We start from the raw sequence: 16,105 nt of genomic DNA, 5'->3' as shown, positions 1-16,105 counted from the left end.
TCTGCTGTTCTGGCAGGCGCGTTATGGTGGCCCCGTCGGTCCCCCCGCAACAATCAGCCGTAAACCTGGTCAGGCCCGGAAGGGAGCAGCCATAGCGGTGATATTGTGTGCCGGGGTGTGGCTGGCGGGGCCGCCTCCATTTCTGTAAGTCCTTGATTTTCAACGGTTTTTTGCCCTGAGACACGCGAGTGATCCAAAGGGTGATCCACCGTGCCAGCCGTTCCCTCCTACCTCTGGTTGTCCCGACACTCGGTCTTCTATTTCAGGATCGTGGTGCCAGAAGTCCTTCGTCCGTTGTTCCCCTGTGCCGAGATTCGTCGCTCCCTGCAGACCCGCTGCAAGCGCGAAGCCTTGATCCGTGGCCGTGAGTTGCTCCTGCAGGTTCAGCGCCTCTACACCCAAGCCTTCCAGGGTGTTCGTCCCTGTCTTGATGCCTTGCGTGGTGCATGGGAGGCTGGAGGCAAGCGAGTCGCCAGTTGGGCCTCATGGCTCCGTCAGCAGCAGTTGGTCGAGATGGTGGCTTCTGGAGTGCCCCCACAGGGGCAGCCCGGAGCGAATGGCGAGGTGGGGCAGGGCAGAGAGGCAGAAGGCTCTCAGAAGCTCCGCAGAGCCTCTACAAGAGCTTCTTCAGGTCAAGGCATGGGGTTGGTGCCAGACTCGCCCAGTACGTCTCCTCGCTTCTCCAAGGTGGTCGAGGAGTGCTTGGGGCAGCAGGAGCAGGAAGGCGTCTCGACCAAGACCATCGACGACAAGCGATCCGTTGCTGCCCTGCTGGTGCGGATCATCGGTGACATGCCCATTGACCTGATCACCCGCCAGGATGCCCGGAAGTTCCGCGAGACAGCACTCAAGCTGCCTCCGCGTCTCTATCAGCTCCCCGAAGGCCAGTCCTTGGAGGAGATCATCAAGACGGCAACCAGCACGATCAGCCTTACTACGTTCAACAACTATGTGAAGAACCTGACTACCTTCTTCTCCTACGCCATCCGTGAGGGCTACTGCGAGCGCAATCCCTTCGATGGGCTGAGGGTGAGGCAGCGGGGCAAGGTCAGCGAGGAGCGCAGTGTCTTCACCGAGGAGGATCTGCGCCGGTTGTTCTCGAAGGAGGTATACGCCTCGGCCAGCACCAAGAAGCCGAATCAGTACTGGCTACCCCTGCTGGGGCTGTATACCGGAGCAAGGCTCAATGAGCTGTGTCAGCTCTACCTCGACGATGTGGTGACCATCAACGGTGTGGACTGCCTCCACATCCGAGCATCACGACCCGATCAGAAGCTCAAGACTGCATCTTCCGAGCGGCTGGTGCCGATCCATTCCAAGCTCAAGGCGCTGGGCTTCATCGAGTTCATCCAGAAGCAGCGGGCGGCAGGGCACCAGCGGGTCTTCCCTGAACTGACCTGCCACAAGAAGCATGGCTACGCGGCTGCTCCGTCGAAGTGGTTCGCCCGTGTTCGTGAGCAGTTGGGCTTCAGGGATGGGGAAGGGCAGAAGGACTTCCACAGCTTCCGTCACACCATTGCCGATCACCTGAAGCAGAAGGGTCTCAGTGAGGCGCTGGTAGGTGGGCTGCTGGGGCACCAGACGGGTGGCATCACCTTCAGTCGCTACGGTAAGGACTTCAGGCCCGAGGTACTGGCCCCGGTGGTGGAGGCAGTGGACTTCGATGCTGTTGGGTGGTTGCAGTGAGCGGAGAGGGTCGAGCGCGGCGATGGCTTCGGCCTCCCGCTCCGGATGCAATACCTGCTTTGTCCAGGTTCGAGGCCTGTCTTGCACCACTCCTCGCTTAGAAGTCGTTGCCTTCGAGTAGAGCCTTGATGTTACGGGCCATACGCTCGCCATCTGGGGTGAGGTTTACCACCTTGCGGCGGCGTTCCATTGGGTCTTCGACCGCCACCACAAGGTTGTGCCCTGGTTTGTTCAGGCGATGCACCTTCGAGAGCGCCGCTACGTTTCTGGAGCAAGAGGACTGGGAAAGTCCCAGCTTGTCTCCTATCTCCTTCATCGTGATGCCCGGACGAAGGGCAACGCACATGAACGTCTGTGCAGTCTGGAGCTGCATCTCTGGGTCGAGCTTGCGGAGTTCCTCAAGGAAGCGGAAGCCATTGATCAGGGTCTTGTCCAGCATATTTCAGTTCCTTCTCACCTGATATGACGAGACGCAGCCTCGCCACCCAGATATGCGTACCTTTCTCCTCAGTGTCCAGCAGAGCAACTCTTTCGTAGTCGGCTGGATGCTGTACGCCATGAGCAATCTGTAGCCCACGAGCTTGGGGCTGCGCGCGTCAAATATATCCTGCCGAGGCGCTGCCGGTCAGGGGTGACGGCGAGGCTGTTAAGACGTGGACAGTGCGCTCCTGCTGGTCAGGTTCACGACCTTCGGAGCGGAGGACTCGGGTGGCTGCCTGACCCAGCTTCACCTTGTAGCCGTGGTTGAAGTAGCGGTGGGTCAGTGCCCGGTACTCATCGACGGTCAGCAGGTTCAGCTCGTCGTGCATCACCTTGTTCTCGGAGGCGAGCTTCTCGTTCTGCTCTGCCAGTTCGGCAGCCAGACGCAGGGCTTCGGGGAAGGACTGAGGAACCTTCATGGCCATCGACTCGGCGGGCTGGGTGATGGTCAGCTCGGCCTTCTTGTTGAGGATGTCGTCGATCACCATGTCGCAGAACACAGCGAACTTCACGTCCAGCCAGCGGGCGAAGAAGACGGCGAGCTTGGGATGGCCCCAGGTGCCAGGGGTGCGGCCCCCACGGAACGCCTGTACTACTTGGCAATCCCTGGAATCCAGGGTTTGAGAAAGGGCTTCGACGTAGTCCTTGGTCTCCGGGGAAACCATGAAGTTATCCAGGCGCTTGCCGAACTTCTTCGCAGCGTCGGTCATGTTGAAGTAGCCGTCCTCGCGGAAGGTGAAGACGTTGCCGTTGTACTCGCGGGTGATGATTGCGTTGGTCACGGTCTCTTTCCTCTAGGCATGAAAAAGCCCGCGTTGTGCGGGCCTGGGGATTCGGGGTAGCTGACTGGTCAATTCAGCCGGTCAGGTCTGGGTCTGTACCCACTCGCTCATGCTGCATACGCCTTCTTCATGGTCAGCTTCTTCTGGTCAGCCAGAGAGGCGATCAGGGTCTTGCCCTTCTCGGTCACGAAGATGTCGATGGAGCCGTACTGATCGTTGAACTTCTCGACGAACAGGTGCTCGTACTGGCGGTAGATCCGGTAGGTGCCACCTTTCCTGTACAGGTAGCCGAGGCGCTGCAGGTCGGACTTGATGGCGAGGCTGTTGATCTGCGGGAGGGTGCGAGCAAAGCGGCCAAGGGTGTGCATCTTCGAGCCGACCACGGAGGACAGACCGTCGCGTTCGTGGGTCAGCTCTTGGTTCTCCACAGCCAGCTTGGCCTTCTCTTCCTTCAGGCGTTCGATCTTGCGCTGCATGATCTCCATCGCCTTGGCAATGAAGGCGTCTTCATCCAGCTCGCCGGTCGCCACCTTCTCCTCGCCCATGATGTAGGCACCGTCCTTGCGGATGGCCGGGAGTACTTCGCGGGTCACCCAGTCTTGGAAGCGGCGGGCTTCCGGTTTGTTCGAGCGCATGATGAGCTTGTAGAGGCCGGACTCGGAGATCAGCTTCGGAGGTTTTCCACGGTTATCACTAATCTGACTAGTGATAACCTCGTCCGAAGCAAGCGGTTTCAGCGCCTGGGATGTGTTCACATCGCCACTTTCCTTGACGTTGTAGCCGATGGCCTTGCACACATCCTTCGCAACGAACCACGGGTTGCCGTCGATGCTCACCACACGGATCTCGGCGCTGCCCTCGAACTTGAAGTTGGTCACTTGGTTGGTCATGGTCTCTTTCCTCTAGGCATGAAAAAGCCCGCGTTGTGCGGGCCTGGGGATTCGGGGTAGCTGACTGGCCGATTTGGCCACCCAGGTCTTGTGCTGGATACCTAACCCGTCGATTCGTCGGGTCAGGTCTGGGTCACTGGCCTACCAGAGCTTTCAACTTCTCGGCGGTCTCCTTGGCTGCCTGGGCTTCAGCCAGCAGCATCAGGTTCTTGCCTTGCAGGTGGTCGATCTGTTGGGTGTTGTGGTCAACCTCGATGTTGTTGGTGGCGATCAGTCGTTCGAGCTGGTCGATGGTCTTGGAGAACGACTTCAAGATCTTGTTGAGCTGGATCACTGCAGGGTCTCCTTCTCCAGGGAGTAGCGGGCGTAGCGTTGGCCGGTCAGGTTGTTGGTCTCCATCACGGAGCGGATCGGGTAGCCCATCTCCTTGAGATCCTTGATGCGGCGCGGCAGAGCCATCACGCCGAAGTCCATCAGGGCGGATCGCTGGGTGATCGAGTGGCCCTTCTCCAGGTGGTTCAGAATCAAGTCGCACTGCGGGGACAGGCGACGGATGTACTGCAGGTTCATGTGCGGTCTTCTCACAGTTGTCGTGGGCATCGGAGGACACCCCCAGTCGGAACCGGGGGCGTCATCCATGAGTGCGTCCTAATCAGAGAGGCTCGCAGTTAGCCCACGGGACTGATCGAATCAGTAGCAGTGGAGAGCGGGTCATGACATGAACAAGATGTCTTCCGGGGAGAGAGGCTTTCACGAAAAAATACCCCCAGCCATCCAGACCGCAGAGCGATCTTCTGCGAGGTGCAGACGAAGGGATGACCGGGGGTTGCCACGGGAGAGAGAAAGAGAGGAAAGAGAAGAGGTACAGCTATTCGTTCGTGGTCTTCACCAAACGAAGCACCGGAAGGTTCATCCGTGTGGTTGCCTTCCATTGACGCTCCACTTCAGCCATGTGTTCAGCGAGGGTGCGTCTATCGGGGTTGGTTGGAGTTGCCACCTTGGGCTTCTCCTTGATCGCCTTGAGTTTCTGATGCTTGCGTACTTCCGGTGAGATCTGCTTGTCAGCTCTGGTCAGCATGGCTTGCAGTTGCCTCCGCAAGATGCCTTGTTCTGTGCTGTGGTGAGCTTCATGCCTGGGTTGAGCTGGAGGAGCAGGAAGTAGATCAGCGGCATGGAGAGCCAGATGGGCAGTGCAACGATGAAGAAGGCTTCGATCAGTCGCATGTTCAGGCTACCTCCGGGTGCTGCTCGGTGAGGTAGTCATCGACCTGGATGCTGTTGCCGAAGTTGGCTTTGAGCGTCTCCTCGATCTCACCGAGAGACTTCCCTGCCGTTTGCAGCATTGAGGCAAGGTCGTAAGCTCGGGCGTACTGATTGAGGTCTTCTGGGCAGAGTACATCACGGATGCCTTTCCCTACCTTGGCCCTCCATTCACCAGCAGAGAGACCAGTCATCACCCTGCATACCAGCGACATGAGGGTCTTCTGGGTATTGAAGGCTTCGCTCTTGACCAGATTCTTCGGTAGCTCACCAGCCTTGGCCTTGTTACCTGCAACCACGAATGCCTGTTTGGCCACCTGGTTGTCGATGGTGGTGATCATGGAGCCACGGAGAGGGGTGTAGCGGATGAGCTTGAGGGCCAGCTCTTCCATGTCGAGGAAGTAGTGCCGAACCTCGCGCCCTTCTGGGGTTTGAGTGCTCATGGCCAAATGCGCTGCGCAGTTACGGCTGAGAATGTAGTCGGTGCGGGGCTTTCGCGATGATGGTGTGCTCTTCTTTACCACCTCCGAATAATGCCCGAATTCGTCCATTATTCTTGCTGCGCCGCGAGAGACCCATTTGTCGAAACGGGCTTCGGGTCTGCCTATTTTTTCCCAGAGCTTCCGGGCATCAATACACGGCTCTGTTCTGCTCTCGACAAAGGGAAGTATCCGGCGCACCCGGATCATCCTCTCGGTCTGTTCTTCAGTGAATCCGAGAGTCAGCATCACATGCTTCGGGCAGTCAGCCGGAGTGTAGTTGAAGGACTTGCCAGTACGCTTGATCTTCATGGTGTGATTCCTTTTTGTGCAGCCGTCAGAGTCCCTTCCGTCCACACCACCAGCTCCCCACACCAAGGGGAAACATGGACGGCTCGAACGGCTGGACAAAACGGGCTGGGTTTGAGTTGAAGCAGCAAGGGAAGCTGCGAGGTGTTACTTGAAGTTGGACTTGAGGTGGGGCTGAGGTGGAGGAATGGGTGGTGGATATGGCATCTGACATACCACCATCATCACCACTGACACCTGACCATCATTCCCGACACATGACCTGACACATGACCGAGGAGGAAGCTGGGAAGAGCAGAGAGGCTCTCGGTCAGTTGTGTCGGAGATCGAAGATCGTCACTGGGGACTGATCAATATCATCATCACCATCGTGGTCAGAACCAATGAAGGTGTAGTCATCAAGTAGCACTTGTGGCTCCACCTTAGGCTTGACTTTCAGTTGCTCCACAAGATCACTTGATGTCATCACTCATAGTCATCAACTTCATAGGTGATATTAATCCGGCAACCCAATACCCCAAATCATGCTGCATACGCGATTTTGGGATGTCGGAAGTAGGAACGAATCCGCTCGGGCTTTGATTGAAGGCGCCGCATGACCGAGCGGACTCGGCCTTCCAACGCATCCCGACTTTTCAAACTTGGCCCGCTGCGCACCTGATGCTTGAGATCGCCATTCAGGTATTCGTCCGGGTTGAGCTCGGGGGCGTAGGCGGGCAGAAAGAACACCTCAATCCGTTCGCGCCGCCCCTCCAGCCAGGCTTTGACCTTCTTGCTGTGGTGCACGCGCAGGTTGTCCAAGACCAGGAAGACCTTGCGCCCGCTGGTATCCCGGATCAGTCGCCCCAGGAAGCGGATCAGCACGACCGCTGTCATGGTTTCCCGGTACAGCATGAAGCGCAGCTTGCCCCGGTTGGTCACCGTCGAAATCATGTTCGTGGCAAAGCGGCTTCCGCTGACTTCGCGTACGGGCGTCCGCCCTGCCGGGGCGTAGCTGCGCCCTGCATGACTGTCGCTGCGCAGGCCGGTTTCATCGCCCCAGTGGATCTCGCCGCCCTCGGCCTTGGCGCGCTGCTCGATCTTCGGATACTCGGTTTCCAGCCAGCGCTTTATCGCCTCGGGCTTCTGCTGGTAGGCGCGCTTCAACGGGCGTTGTGGGGTATAGCCCCAACGCTTGAGGTATTCACCGACTGTCCGGATAGGCATCTGAAAGCCGCAGTGCAGGGCGATCAGGGCGCGCACCGCATCACGCGTCCAGAGCGCGAAGTCCAGCTTCAACTGATCCGGCATGGTGTCGAGCAACAGGGTGCGAATCAGTGACTCCTGCTCGGAGGACAGGCTGCGTCGCTCCCCCGGCAGCGATCCGCGCTGGCCACCTTCGATCGCGGCCTCTTTGCCCTGGTGCTCCGCGATCGCGACCCAATGCGCCACCGTGCGCAGATGAACGCCAACGGCTTCGCCGATGGCTCTGTAGGTATACCCCTGCTCGCGCATGCGTAGGGCGATAGCGCGTTTTTCGCGCTGTTCCAAGGGGCTGAGGCTTCGTGCGTCGCTGGTCATGGTGAAAAACGCTGATTATGCCCTATTGTATTGCCGGATTAATATTGATGGTGATGATGAATGGTGAAAGCACTACAAGAGAAACTTATAGTGGCTTCGCCATCCGCGACTACACCCTGCATCTACGCAGGTAGCCAGCCTCGACTTGGTGCCATCACCCCCAAGCCAGCTTCGTCAGGTTCCCTTCCGTTGAACTGCCACCCACTGATGGGTGCGTTTATCGGTTCTACACGCCTGAAGCTCAAAGTAGTCACGGGTACTCGGTCACTGCCCAGCGTGGATGCTGATGCGATGAGCCTTTCCCAGTTAGGGACGTTTCTCCCTCAGTAGTGCAACCTAATCGACCACCCTGAAGTTGGCACGATTCTTGTCGAACATGAGCGCCAGCTTCAGAAGGCCCACCGAGCACCAAGGATGCCGATGAGACGATTCTGCACGGTTGAGACGTTTCTCCCTCAGTAGTGCGTCCTAATCGACCCCCTCAAGATTGGCACGATTCTTGTCGAGACCAGAGGCTCACAGCCGGGTGCAACCACCGGGGCAGACCTTCGGTGTTGAGAAAGTGGCTCTGCTGGTGAGGCTTCCGGGGTGGCTTACGGTGGATCTTGGGGCGGAAAAAGTAAGCACACCCCACCACAGGGCTTCACCACAGCACAGGCTCAAGCCTCGACCCTGAAGGCCCGGCAAGCCCTCTTCACTGCAGCCGTGGAGATCCTCCAGTGCTGGGCGGTATCGGCAATGCTGGCGCTGTTCTCCTTCCTCCAGGCAGCCACAGCCCCATCGTCGATCACCTTCGGGGCACCCAGCTTCTTCCCCTGCGCCCTGGCCTTCTCTATTCCAGCCATCTGACGCGCCTTGATGTTGGATCGCTCCAGCTCTGCCATTGCAGCGAGCATGGTCAGCATGGCCTTACCCACTGGGCTGGAGAGATCGAAGCCTTCACGGATCGAGACCACTGTCACTCCCTTGGCCTTCAGTGCCTCCACCGTCTCCAGAACGTCGATGGTATCCCTGCCCAGACGGTCTATCGCAGCCACCACGACGGTATCTCCCTTGCGGGCATAGGCATGTAGCGCCTTGAACCCATCCCTCTGCAGCGCCTTCGTAGCGCCACTGGTGGCCTCATCGGAGAACCACTCATTGACGTTGAAGCGTTGGCTGATGGTGTGACGCTGGGCCTCGGTGGTCTGGTCGTCGGTGCTGACTCGGACGTAGGCGATGGTGGCGGTCATGGCTGGTTGCTCCCTGAGCGCAGAGGTGGATCTAATGGTTGGCTCAGGATGCTAGGTCGTGGATCAGTGGAAGTCAACAGATCTGAGCTACTTGGAGGCCGCATTCCTTCGTTGGCTTGAGGAAGGCTTCAGGATGGATCAAAAGGTACACAATCTGATCCACTGGCTCTCATCAATCTTTCAGCCTACTTTGAGTGGTCTTCCTCTACTCAAATCCAGCTAGGAGAAAGCAATGTCAAACGAAAACCAGTGCGTCATTTGCGGTCAAGGTGAAGACAGAGAGCCGCTGATCCCCATTAGGGCCGGGGGGTACGACACGGGAGACTTCATTCACTTCGCTTGCGTGGCAAGCAGCGGTGAGTACGGATTTTGCCGCTACTGCAGGGGCGAGGCGGCGTATGCCCTCAGCGAGCTGAACTCCGAAGACGAGTGCTCCGACCACGACGGTGAATCCGCGATGAGCGAGGAGGAAATGGAGGGCTGGGAAGGAAACATTGAGCGCTGGAATGATGCCTAAGACTTGAACGGCACAGCGACCTCAACCCTGCCCCTGCCAGCCACAGGAAGATGCAGCAGCTTGGGGAGGCTCCTTCTAAGACGGCGAGCCTGGGTAGGGTACCGGGGGAACGACAGGTAAGCCCCTGCGTATATGGGGTCTCATAAATTTGCTCAAAAAATAGCCGCTCTGGGTGTGGCTAGGTGATCCAAAAGTGATCCAAAAGTGATCCGAACAGGTGATCCAAGGGCTGCTACAGGCTGAATCGCTCGCTGTAGAATGCAGCCACCAGTCAATAGTCGTGTGATGGACAGAAACCGCTGGAAGCCAGTAATGGCGCGGTCTCCAAGCCTACCCGCAACAATCAGCCGTAAACCTGGTCAGGCCCGGAAGGGAGCAGCCATAGTGGTGACATTGTGTTCCGGGGCGTGGCTGGCGGGGCCGCCTCCATTTCTGCCCCGGCAAATTCCGTTTTCCTCCCCGTCGCTGCGTCCATTCTCGGCCCGCAGGGCGTTCTGGCGCCTGCCGCAAGGGGCGACCCGTTCACTCGCCGGGCAGCGCCCGGCCTTCGCACAGGGCGCAGAGCAGCCGGGCGTCGTAGAGGGCGTGATGGGGGATGGCCGCGCTGGGCAGCACCGCGAGCGGGTCATCGACCTGGCGGTGGCCGCACACGTTATCGGGCAGGCCCAGAGGCGCCAGCAGCTCGACCAGCAGCGGCCAGTCCCAGGCCAGGGCATCGCCGACGATCTCGATCTCGCCCAGCCCGGTGAGAAAGGCATGCGCCGCCCGAGCGGCTTCGGCCGCCGGCAGGCCGTGGCGCTGCGGTTGCAGTTGCGGCAGGACGATCTCACGCACGAAGTCCGAGCAGTCGGCTTCCTCCCAGGTGTCGCTGAGTTCGACGTAGAACTCGGCGCCGCCGGCGGCGACCAGGCCGAGGGAGATCAGCCGGCGCTCCGCGCTGAGCTGGGTGAATTCGGTGTCGATGTAGACGGCTTGCATGGCGCGCTCCGTGGACGGTCGGCGCCGGGGAGCGCCGCTGGGTCGATCTTGCCGGGTTGCCCGGCGTGCCGCCAGTCCGGCGCGGCGTCGCTGTGGTCGCATGCAGGCTTGCCCGCGCCGCCGGGCTCGCCGAGGATCGGGGCAGGTTCCTGCGAGGTCTTTGCGATGTCCACTCCGCCTTCACGCTCCGCCCTCGGGCGCTTCCTGACGCTCACCGGCACCGCCGCGCGGATTGCCGGCGGCACTGTCGGCCAGCGCCTGCTGCGCGGTCGCGAGGGGATCGACTGGCAGCCGGTGGGCGCGCTGCTCGGCGAGGTGCTCGGCGAGATGAAGGGGCCGGTGCTCAAGCTCGGACAGATGGCCGCGCAGTGGCAGGATCTGCTGCCCGAGCCGATCGTGCAGGCGTTGACGCGGCTGCAGAACCAGGTGCCGGCGCTGCCTTTCGCCGAGTTGGAAGCCCACCTGTGCCGTCTCTACGACGGCGATCTGCAGCGTCATTTCCGCCACATCGAGCCCCAGCCCTGCGCGGCCGCCTCGCTCGGTCAGGTGCATCGCGCCGTGGCCCGCGACGGCCGGCCGCTGATGCTCAAGGTGCAGTATCCGGGCATGGCCGAGATCTGCCGCGCCGACCTGGCCCAACTGCGCCGCCTGCTGCCGCTCGGGCGCCTGTTGTGCGCGCCGGCCGGGCAGCTCGATGGCGTCTACCGCGAGCTGGCGCGCAGCATCGAGGCGGAGCTGGACTATGCCCTGGAGCTGGAGCGGCTAAAGGTCTACCGCCGGCACTTCGCCGCCTGGCCGGGGCTGCGCCTGCCCGAGCCCTGCGAGGCGCTGTGCCGGCCCGGCGTGCTGGCGCTCGACGAAGTGGCCGGCCTGCCGCTCTCGGGCATCGACCGGGCCAGCGTCGCGGTGCGCCAGCGGGTGGCGCAGACCCTGGTCGACTGGCTGGTCGCCCAGGCCTTCGAGCTGGGCCTGCTGCATGCCGACCCGCACGCCGGCAACTTCGCCTACACCGAGGCCGGCGAGCTAGTGGTCTACGACTTCGGCTGCGTGCAGCGCCTGGCGCCGGACGTGCTGCAGGCCTACGTCGACGCCTACCGCGCCCTGCAGGCCGGCAGCGTCGAGCGTCTGGAGCGCGCCTTCCAGGCTTTGGGCACGCGCCAGCCGGCCTCGGCGCCGCCGTGGCCGCTGTACCGGCGCCTGCAGGCGCTGCTGCACCCCGTGCTGCAGCCCGGCCAGCCCTGGGATTTCGCCGCCACGCGTCTGCATCGCCAGTTGCTCGACCTGTCGCCCGAGGTGCTGGGCATGCTCGGCAGCCTGCAGCCCTCGCCGACCACCCTGCTGGTCAACCGCACCCTGGAGGGCCACTACTGGAACCTGGTGCGGCTCGGCGTGCCGGTGGCGCTGGCCGATGCGCTGGAGCGCGGCCTGCGCGGCGCGCCGCCGGCCGGCTGAAGGATGTGTCGGCCCTTGCTATGATCCGCGCCTTTCCCGTTCGTACCCTGGAGCCTTCGATGTCCCTCAGCGCTGCGCAACTTGCCGAATACCAGGCCTTCGCCGAGCAACTGGCGGATGCCGCCGCCGCCGCCATCGCCCCCTATTTCCGCGCCGAACTGGCGGTGGACGACAAGGGCGGCCGGCTGTTCGACCCGGTGACCGTCGCCGACAAGGCCGCCGAGCGCGCCATGCGCGAGCTGATCCTGGCCCGCTACCCCGAGCACGGCATCCTCGGCGAGGAGGAAGACGCGGTGACCGGAAGCAGCCCGCTGACCTGGGTGCTCGACCCCATCGACGGCACCCGCGCCTTCATCACCGGCCTGCCGCTGTGGGGCACGCTGATCGCCCTCAACGACGGCGAGCGCCCGGTGCTCGGGGTGATGAACCAGCCGTTCACCGGCGAGCGCTACACCGGCAGCCCGGCAGGCGCCTGGCGCAACGGCACGCCGCTGCGCACCCGCGCCTGCAAGAGCCTGTCCAGCGCGCGACTGATGTGCACCACCCCTGACATGTTCGACAGCGCTGCGCGCCGCGCCGCCTTCGAGGCGGTGGCGGCCGATGCCCAGCTGCTGCGCTTCGGCGGCGACTGCTACGCCTACTGCATGCTCGCCTCGGGCTTCGTCGACGCCATCGTCGAGGCCAGCCTGCAGCCCTACGACGTGCAGGCGCTGATGCCCATCGTCGAGGGCGCCGGCGGGGTGATGACCGCCTGGGACGGCAGCACCGCCCAGCACGGCGGTGCGGTGATCGCCTGCGGCGACCCCGAGCTGCACGCCCAGCTGGTCGAGCGCCTGCGCCACGCGATGTAACGGGTGTCGCGCCGGCAGCCTTGCTATGATCCGCCGCCTCGATCCGGGGCGGCTGTCACCGTGGCGTCGCGCCACGCTGCCAGGCTGGTGCCCGGCGCCGATTCGCAGAGCCATATTCGGGAGCGCAGCATGGACAAGGTGTGGGTACAGATGTGCGAGGCCGACGGCCTCGATCCGTTGCAGCGCCTGGCGGCGCGGCGGGAAATCCTCGGCAATCCGCAGGCGCTGGACTGCACCCTGTACCGCGCCGACGAGGACGACCCGGACGCCGAGGAGGAAGACCTGGGCGATGCGCGCATCCTCTTCCGCGGCGCCTTCCAGCCGCCGGCCGAGTGGGATGCCGAGGCCTGCGCCGCCTACTTCGACGAGGACGACCCGGCGCTGTTCTTCCACGCCTTCATCGAGTGCGAGGCCGAGCCTGCCGCGCGCGGCTTCTTCACCCCCGACGTGGGCGACTACGTGGCGGTCATGCTCGCCGAGGGCGGGGTGGCGATGTACTACGTCCACGACTGGCACGAGGACGACCAGGGTCGTCTGTGCGTGCTGATCCGCGACGACGAAGAGCTGGAGTAAGCCCGGGCGCGCCGCGGCAACGCCGTCCCCGCGCGCCGCGGCCCCCGCCGGCTATGGCGCCTGACGCAGCAGGCGCAGGCCGTTCGCCACCACCAGCAGGCTGGCGCCCATGTCGGCGAACACCGCCATCCACAGGGTCGCATCGCCGCTGAAGGTCAGCGCCAGGAACACCGCCTTGATCGCCAGGGCCAGGGCGATGTTCTGCCGCAGGACGCGCGCGGTGGCGCGCGAGAGGCGGATGAAGGCGGGAATCTTGCGCAGATCGTCGTCCATCAGCGCGACATCGGCGGTTTCGATGGCGGTGTCGGTGCCCGCCGCGCCCATCGCGAAACCGATACTGGCGCGAGCCAGCGCCGGGGCGTCGTTGATGCCGTCGCCGACCATGCCGACGCTGCCGGGCGGACTGTCCGCCAGCAGGCGTTCGATGCGCGCCAGCTTCTCCTCCGGCAGCAGTTCGCTGCAGCTCTCGTCGATGCCGACGTCGCGGGCGATGGCCTCGGCGGTGTGGCGGTTGTCGCCGCTGAGCATCAGGGTCTTCACCCCCAGCGCGTGCAGCTCGGCGACCGCCGCGCGGCTGCTGTCGCGCAGGGTGTCGGCCACCGCGAAGAGGCCGCGCACGCCCTGCGGGCCGGCCAGTAGCACCACCGATTTGCCCTGCCGCTCCAGCGCCTCCAGGCGTGCCTCGATGGCCGGCGAGCACAGCCCCAGACGCTCGATCAGCCGGTGATTGCCCAGATGGCAGGACTGGCCGTCGACCGTGCCGCGCACCCCGTGCCCCGGAATCGCCTCCAGCCCGCTCACCGCGAGCATCTGCAGCCCGGCCTCCTGCGCGGCGCGGGCGATGGCGCGCGACACCGGATGGTCGGAGTGCGCGGCCAGACTGGCGGCCACCCGCTGCACCTGCGCCGCCTCGCCGTCGAGGGCCTGGAAGTCGGTCTGCACCGGTCGGCCATGGGTCAGGGTGCCGGTCTTGTCCAGCGCCAGGGTGGCCAGCCGGCGACCTTCCTCCAGGTACACGCCGCCCTTGATCAGGATGCCCATGCGCGCGGCGGCGGCCAGGCCGCTGACCACCGTCACCGGGGTGGAGATCACCAGCGCGCAGGGGCAGGCGATCACCAGCAGCACCAGCGCCCGGTAGACCCACTCCAGCCAGTCCCCGGCGAGCAGCAGCGGCGGGATCAGCGCGGTCAGCAGGGCGACCAGGAACACCGCCGGGGTGTAGACCTGCGCGAAGCGGTCGACGAAGCGCTGGGTCGGCGCGCGGCGTCCCTGGGCGGACTCCACCGCCTGGATGATCCGCGCCAGGGTCGAATGGCTGGCCTCGGCGCTGACCCGGTACTCCAGCGCGCCGGTGCCGTTGATGCTGCCGGCGAACAGGCTGTCGCCGGGGGCCTTGTCCACCGGCAGGCTCTCGCCGGTGATCGGCGCCTGGTTCACCGCCGAGCGTCCGGCGCTGACCACGCCGTCCAGCGCGATGCGCTCGCCCGGCCGCAGGCGCACCTGCGCGCCGACCTGCACCGCGCTGGCCGGCATGCTCCGCCAGCCGCCATCGGCCTGCCGCACGGTGGCGGTGTCCGGGGCCAGCGCCAGCAGGCCGCGAATCGCGTGGCGGGCACGCTCCAGCGAGCGGGCCTCGATGACCTCGGCGAGGGCGAACAGGAACATCACCATCGCCGCCTCCGGCCACTGGCCGATCAGCATGGCCCCGGTGACGGCAATCGACATCAGCGCGTTGATGTTCAGGTTGCGGTTGCGCAGGGCGATCCAGCCCTTGCGGTAGGTGGACAGCCCGCCGACGCCGATGGCCAGCAGGGCCAGCAGCATCACCAGCCAGTGGTTGCCGCCGTTGACCCAGTGCATGACCTCGGCGAGGGTCGCGCAGACCCCGGACAGCGCCAGCGGCCACCAGGGCCGGCGCGGCGCGGCGTCCCCGGCGGCATTGGCCGGCGCCGCCTCGTCCAGCACCCGCCCCGGCAGATCGAGGGCGGCCAGCGCGGCGAGTATCGCCTCCAGCGCGGCCGGGTCGTGGTCGATGCGCAACTGGCGGTTCAGCAGGTCGAACTCCAGGCTGTCGACGCCCGGCAGGCTGCCCAGACGCTCGCGGATCAGCCGTTCCTCGGTCGGGCAGTCCATGCCGGCGATGGCCAGCCGCGTGTGGCGGCTGTCCACACGCACGGCATGCATGTCGAGGGCGGCGAGTTGCGCCTCGACGCCAGCCAGCGAGTCGAGACGGTGGCCGATGCTCAGGGTGCGCCCGAGCAGGTCGAAGTCCAGCGTGGCGATACCGGGGAAGCCTTCCAGGCGGCTACGGATAAGCCGTTCCTCGGTGGGGCAATCCATGTTGTCGATGCGGTAGCGCGCCACGCGGATGCCGGCCGGCGGGGCGAGCGCGGCGGACGAGCAGCCGCAATTGTCGGTCTTGCAGGAGGCCATGGCCTTCTCCCTGTTCGGATGGCGTACCGGGAGTAAACAGCCTGTAGTGGCTACAGAGTCAAGCGACTATGCTGGCGGCGATGGGCGCCCATCGAGGGGCGGAGGAGAGGGCGATGAAGATCGGCGAACTGGCGAGAAATACCGGAACCGCGGTGGAAACCATCCGCTACTACGAGCGCGAAGGCCTGCTCCCCGCGCCGGCGCGCAGCGAAGGCAACTACCGGATCTACGGCGGCGAACACCTCGAACGCCTGACCTTCATCCGCCACTGCCGGCTGCTGGACATGACCCACGAGGAAATCCGCGCCCTGCTGCGCCTCAAGGACGCTCCGCACGAGCCGTGCGCCGACGTCAACCGGCTGCTCGACCGCCACATCGAACACGTCTGCTCGCGCATCCGCGAGCTGCGCCAGCTCGAAGCGCACCTGCTGAACCTGCGCCAGCGCTGCACCGTCCCCGGCGCGGCGGACGCCTGCGGCATCCTGCGCGAACTGTCGCAGCCGCTGGCCGAGGATCGCCGCGGCGACGGACACCCGCACAACCACGTGCCCGGCACCCACCCGCAGGGGCAGGCCGGGCACGACTGAGGCGGCCGGCCGGACGTAGGGGCGGCGTATCGGGGG

The 16,105-nt window shown here is 63.9% G+C and carries 18 protein-coding genes and 2 other RNA genes; 8 read left to right on the top strand and 12 right to left on the bottom strand.

What is annotated here, in order from left to right; genetic code table 11:
* Window positions 1–33: 33 nt before the first annotated feature.
* Window positions 34–130, top strand: an RNA gene (ffs, locus tag BLU22_RS13685) — signal recognition particle sRNA small type.
* A gap of 80 nt (window positions 131–210) precedes the next feature.
* The gene (locus BLU22_RS13680) at window positions 211–1,686 is read left to right on the top strand and encodes a site-specific integrase (protein ID WP_090215574.1); all 1,476 of its coding nucleotides are present in this window, start codon (window positions 211–213) and stop codon (window positions 1,684–1,686) included.
* Window positions 1,687–1,783: 97 nt separating this feature from the next.
* On the opposite strand, the gene BLU22_RS13675 is transcribed toward BLU22_RS13680, so the two are convergent.
* The 10 genes from BLU22_RS13675 to BLU22_RS13640 form a co-directional block, all read right to left on the bottom strand.
* Window positions 1,784–2,125 carry a MarR family winged helix-turn-helix transcriptional regulator gene (locus tag BLU22_RS13675; RefSeq protein ID WP_090215571.1) on the bottom strand — a complete coding sequence of 114 codons (342 nt, stop codon included), beginning with the start codon at window positions 2,123–2,125 and terminating at the stop codon, window positions 1,784–1,786.
* Between the two features lie 157 nt (window positions 2,126–2,282).
* Window positions 2,283–2,948 carry a KilA-N domain-containing protein gene (locus BLU22_RS13670; protein ID WP_157719007.1) on the bottom strand — a complete coding sequence of 222 codons (666 nt, stop codon included), beginning with the start codon at window positions 2,946–2,948 and terminating at the stop codon, window positions 2,283–2,285.
* 107 nt (window positions 2,949–3,055) lie between these two features.
* Window positions 3,056–3,838, bottom strand: a complete 783-nt coding sequence (locus BLU22_RS13665; protein WP_090215569.1) for a BRO-N domain-containing protein — start codon at window positions 3,836–3,838, stop codon at window positions 3,056–3,058.
* Between the two features lie 133 nt (window positions 3,839–3,971).
* Window positions 3,972–4,172 carry a hypothetical protein gene (locus BLU22_RS13660; RefSeq protein WP_090215566.1) on the bottom strand — a complete coding sequence of 67 codons (201 nt, stop codon included), beginning with the start codon at window positions 4,170–4,172 and terminating at the stop codon, window positions 3,972–3,974.
* On the bottom strand, window positions 4,169–4,408 hold the full coding sequence (locus tag BLU22_RS13655) for a helix-turn-helix domain-containing protein (protein WP_197676755.1): 240 nt from the start codon (window positions 4,406–4,408) through the stop codon (window positions 4,169–4,171). The genes BLU22_RS13660 and BLU22_RS13655 overlap by 4 nt, the downstream gene beginning before the upstream one ends.
* Window positions 4,409–4,706: 298 nt before the next feature.
* Window positions 4,707–4,916, bottom strand: coding sequence for a hypothetical protein (locus BLU22_RS15010; protein ID WP_157719006.1), 210 nt, complete (start codon window positions 4,914–4,916; stop codon window positions 4,707–4,709).
* The gene (locus BLU22_RS15005) at window positions 4,910–5,062 is read right to left on the bottom strand and encodes a hypothetical protein (RefSeq protein ID WP_157719005.1); all 153 of its coding nucleotides are present in this window, start codon (window positions 5,060–5,062) and stop codon (window positions 4,910–4,912) included. Before BLU22_RS15005 ends, BLU22_RS15010 begins: the two co-directional genes overlap by 7 nt.
* Window positions 5,063–5,064: 2 nt before the next feature.
* On the bottom strand, window positions 5,065–5,889 hold the full coding sequence (locus tag BLU22_RS13650) for an antA/AntB antirepressor family protein (RefSeq protein ID WP_090215563.1): 825 nt from the start codon (window positions 5,887–5,889) through the stop codon (window positions 5,065–5,067).
* 519 nt (window positions 5,890–6,408) lie between these two features.
* Window positions 6,409–7,446, bottom strand: a complete 1,038-nt coding sequence (locus tag BLU22_RS13645; protein ID WP_090211663.1) for an IS630 family transposase — start codon at window positions 7,444–7,446, stop codon at window positions 6,409–6,411.
* Between the two features lie 659 nt (window positions 7,447–8,105).
* A complete protein-coding gene (locus BLU22_RS13640; RefSeq protein ID WP_090215561.1) occupies window positions 8,106–8,678 on the bottom strand; it encodes a recombinase family protein in 573 nt (190 codons plus the stop codon).
* Window positions 8,679–8,910: 232 nt separating this feature from the next.
* Here BLU22_RS13640 and BLU22_RS13635 point away from each other — a divergent pair, with 232 nt between their 5' ends.
* Both BLU22_RS13635 and ffs (BLU22_RS13630) read left to right on the top strand, forming a co-directional pair.
* On the top strand, window positions 8,911–9,195 hold the full coding sequence (locus BLU22_RS13635) for a hypothetical protein (protein ID WP_090215559.1): 285 nt from the start codon (window positions 8,911–8,913) through the stop codon (window positions 9,193–9,195).
* Window positions 9,196–9,518: 323 nt separating this feature from the next.
* Window positions 9,519–9,615: signal recognition particle sRNA small type (ffs, locus tag BLU22_RS13630), an RNA gene on the top strand.
* Between the two features lie 102 nt (window positions 9,616–9,717).
* On the opposite strand, the gene BLU22_RS13625 is transcribed toward ffs (BLU22_RS13630), so the two are convergent.
* On the bottom strand, window positions 9,718–10,173 hold the full coding sequence (locus BLU22_RS13625; protein WP_090215556.1) for a hypothetical protein: 456 nt from the start codon (window positions 10,171–10,173) through the stop codon (window positions 9,718–9,720).
* Window positions 10,174–10,338: 165 nt separating this feature from the next.
* Between BLU22_RS13625 and BLU22_RS13620 the strand changes: the two genes are divergently transcribed.
* The 3 genes from BLU22_RS13620 to BLU22_RS13610 all read left to right on the top strand — a co-directional run bounded on the left by BLU22_RS13620 (window position 10,339) and on the right by BLU22_RS13610 (window position 13,049).
* A complete protein-coding gene (locus tag BLU22_RS13620; protein ID WP_090215553.1) occupies window positions 10,339–11,625 on the top strand; it encodes an ABC1 kinase family protein in 1,287 nt (428 codons plus the stop codon).
* Between the two features lie 59 nt (window positions 11,626–11,684).
* A complete protein-coding gene (gene hisN / locus BLU22_RS13615) occupies window positions 11,685–12,476 on the top strand; it encodes a histidinol-phosphatase (RefSeq protein ID WP_090215551.1) in 792 nt (263 codons plus the stop codon).
* Between the two features lie 150 nt (window positions 12,477–12,626).
* Window positions 12,627–13,049: a hypothetical protein gene (locus BLU22_RS13610; RefSeq protein WP_090216486.1), complete on the top strand. Its 423-nt coding sequence runs from the start codon at window positions 12,627–12,629 to the stop codon at window positions 13,047–13,049.
* 51 nt (window positions 13,050–13,100) lie between these two features.
* Here BLU22_RS13610 and BLU22_RS13605 read toward each other — a convergent pair whose 3' ends face one another.
* Window positions 13,101–15,482, bottom strand: coding sequence for a heavy metal translocating P-type ATPase (locus BLU22_RS13605; protein WP_090215548.1), 2,382 nt, complete (start codon window positions 15,480–15,482; stop codon window positions 13,101–13,103).
* Window positions 15,483–15,595: 113 nt separating this feature from the next.
* Between BLU22_RS13605 and cadR the strand changes: the two genes are divergently transcribed.
* On the top strand, window positions 15,596–16,069 hold the full coding sequence (gene cadR, locus BLU22_RS13600) for a Cd(II)/Pb(II)-responsive transcriptional regulator (protein ID WP_090215546.1): 474 nt from the start codon (window positions 15,596–15,598) through the stop codon (window positions 16,067–16,069).
* Window positions 16,070–16,105: the final 36 nt, after the last annotated feature.

Source organism: Pseudomonas guangdongensis (genome assembly GCF_900105885.1).
In the GTDB taxonomy this organism is placed as follows: Bacteria; Pseudomonadota; Gammaproteobacteria; order Pseudomonadales; family Pseudomonadaceae; genus Geopseudomonas; species Geopseudomonas guangdongensis.
The sequence above is the reverse complement of the archived record's forward strand: the minus strand, read 5'-3'. Positions and strand labels throughout refer to the sequence as shown.

Excerpts from the sequence above, each read along its gene's own strand:
- BLU22_RS13665 (WP_090215569.1), bottom strand. The coding sequence starts at position 3,838 with ATGACCAACCAAGTGACCAACTTCAAGTTCGAGGGCAGCGCCGAGATC.
- BLU22_RS13610 (WP_090216486.1), top strand. The coding sequence starts at position 12,627 with ATGTGCGAGGCCGACGGCCTCGATCCGTTGCAGCGCCTGGCGGCGCGG.
- BLU22_RS13620 (WP_090215553.1), top strand. The coding sequence starts at position 10,339 with ATGTCCACTCCGCCTTCACGCTCCGCCCTCGGGCGCTTCCTGACGCTC.
- hisN (WP_090215551.1), top strand. The coding sequence starts at position 11,685 with ATGTCCCTCAGCGCTGCGCAACTTGCCGAATACCAGGCCTTCGCCGAG.
- BLU22_RS13640 (WP_090215561.1), bottom strand. The coding sequence starts at position 8,678 with ATGACCGCCACCATCGCCTACGTCCGAGTCAGCACCGACGACCAGACC.
- BLU22_RS15010 (WP_157719006.1), bottom strand. The coding sequence starts at position 4,916 with ATGCTGACCAGAGCTGACAAGCAGATCTCACCGGAAGTACGCAAGCAT.
- BLU22_RS15005 (WP_157719005.1), bottom strand. The coding sequence starts at position 5,062 with ATGCGACTGATCGAAGCCTTCTTCATCGTTGCACTGCCCATCTGGCTC.
- BLU22_RS13655 (WP_197676755.1), bottom strand. The coding sequence starts at position 4,408 with ATGAACCTGCAGTACATCCGTCGCCTGTCCCCGCAGTGCGACTTGATT.
- BLU22_RS13605 (WP_090215548.1), bottom strand. The coding sequence starts at position 15,482 with ATGGCCTCCTGCAAGACCGACAATTGCGGCTGCTCGTCCGCCGCGCTC.
- BLU22_RS13635 (WP_090215559.1), top strand. The coding sequence starts at position 8,911 with ATGTCAAACGAAAACCAGTGCGTCATTTGCGGTCAAGGTGAAGACAGA.
- BLU22_RS13650 (WP_090215563.1), bottom strand. The coding sequence starts at position 5,889 with ATGAAGATCAAGCGTACTGGCAAGTCCTTCAACTACACTCCGGCTGAC.
- BLU22_RS13675 (WP_090215571.1), bottom strand. The coding sequence starts at position 2,125 with ATGCTGGACAAGACCCTGATCAATGGCTTCCGCTTCCTTGAGGAACTC.
- BLU22_RS13625 (WP_090215556.1), bottom strand. The coding sequence starts at position 10,173 with ATGCAAGCCGTCTACATCGACACCGAATTCACCCAGCTCAGCGCGGAG.
- BLU22_RS13645 (WP_090211663.1), bottom strand. The coding sequence starts at position 7,446 with ATGACCAGCGACGCACGAAGCCTCAGCCCCTTGGAACAGCGCGAAAAA.
- cadR (WP_090215546.1), top strand. The coding sequence starts at position 15,596 with ATGAAGATCGGCGAACTGGCGAGAAATACCGGAACCGCGGTGGAAACC.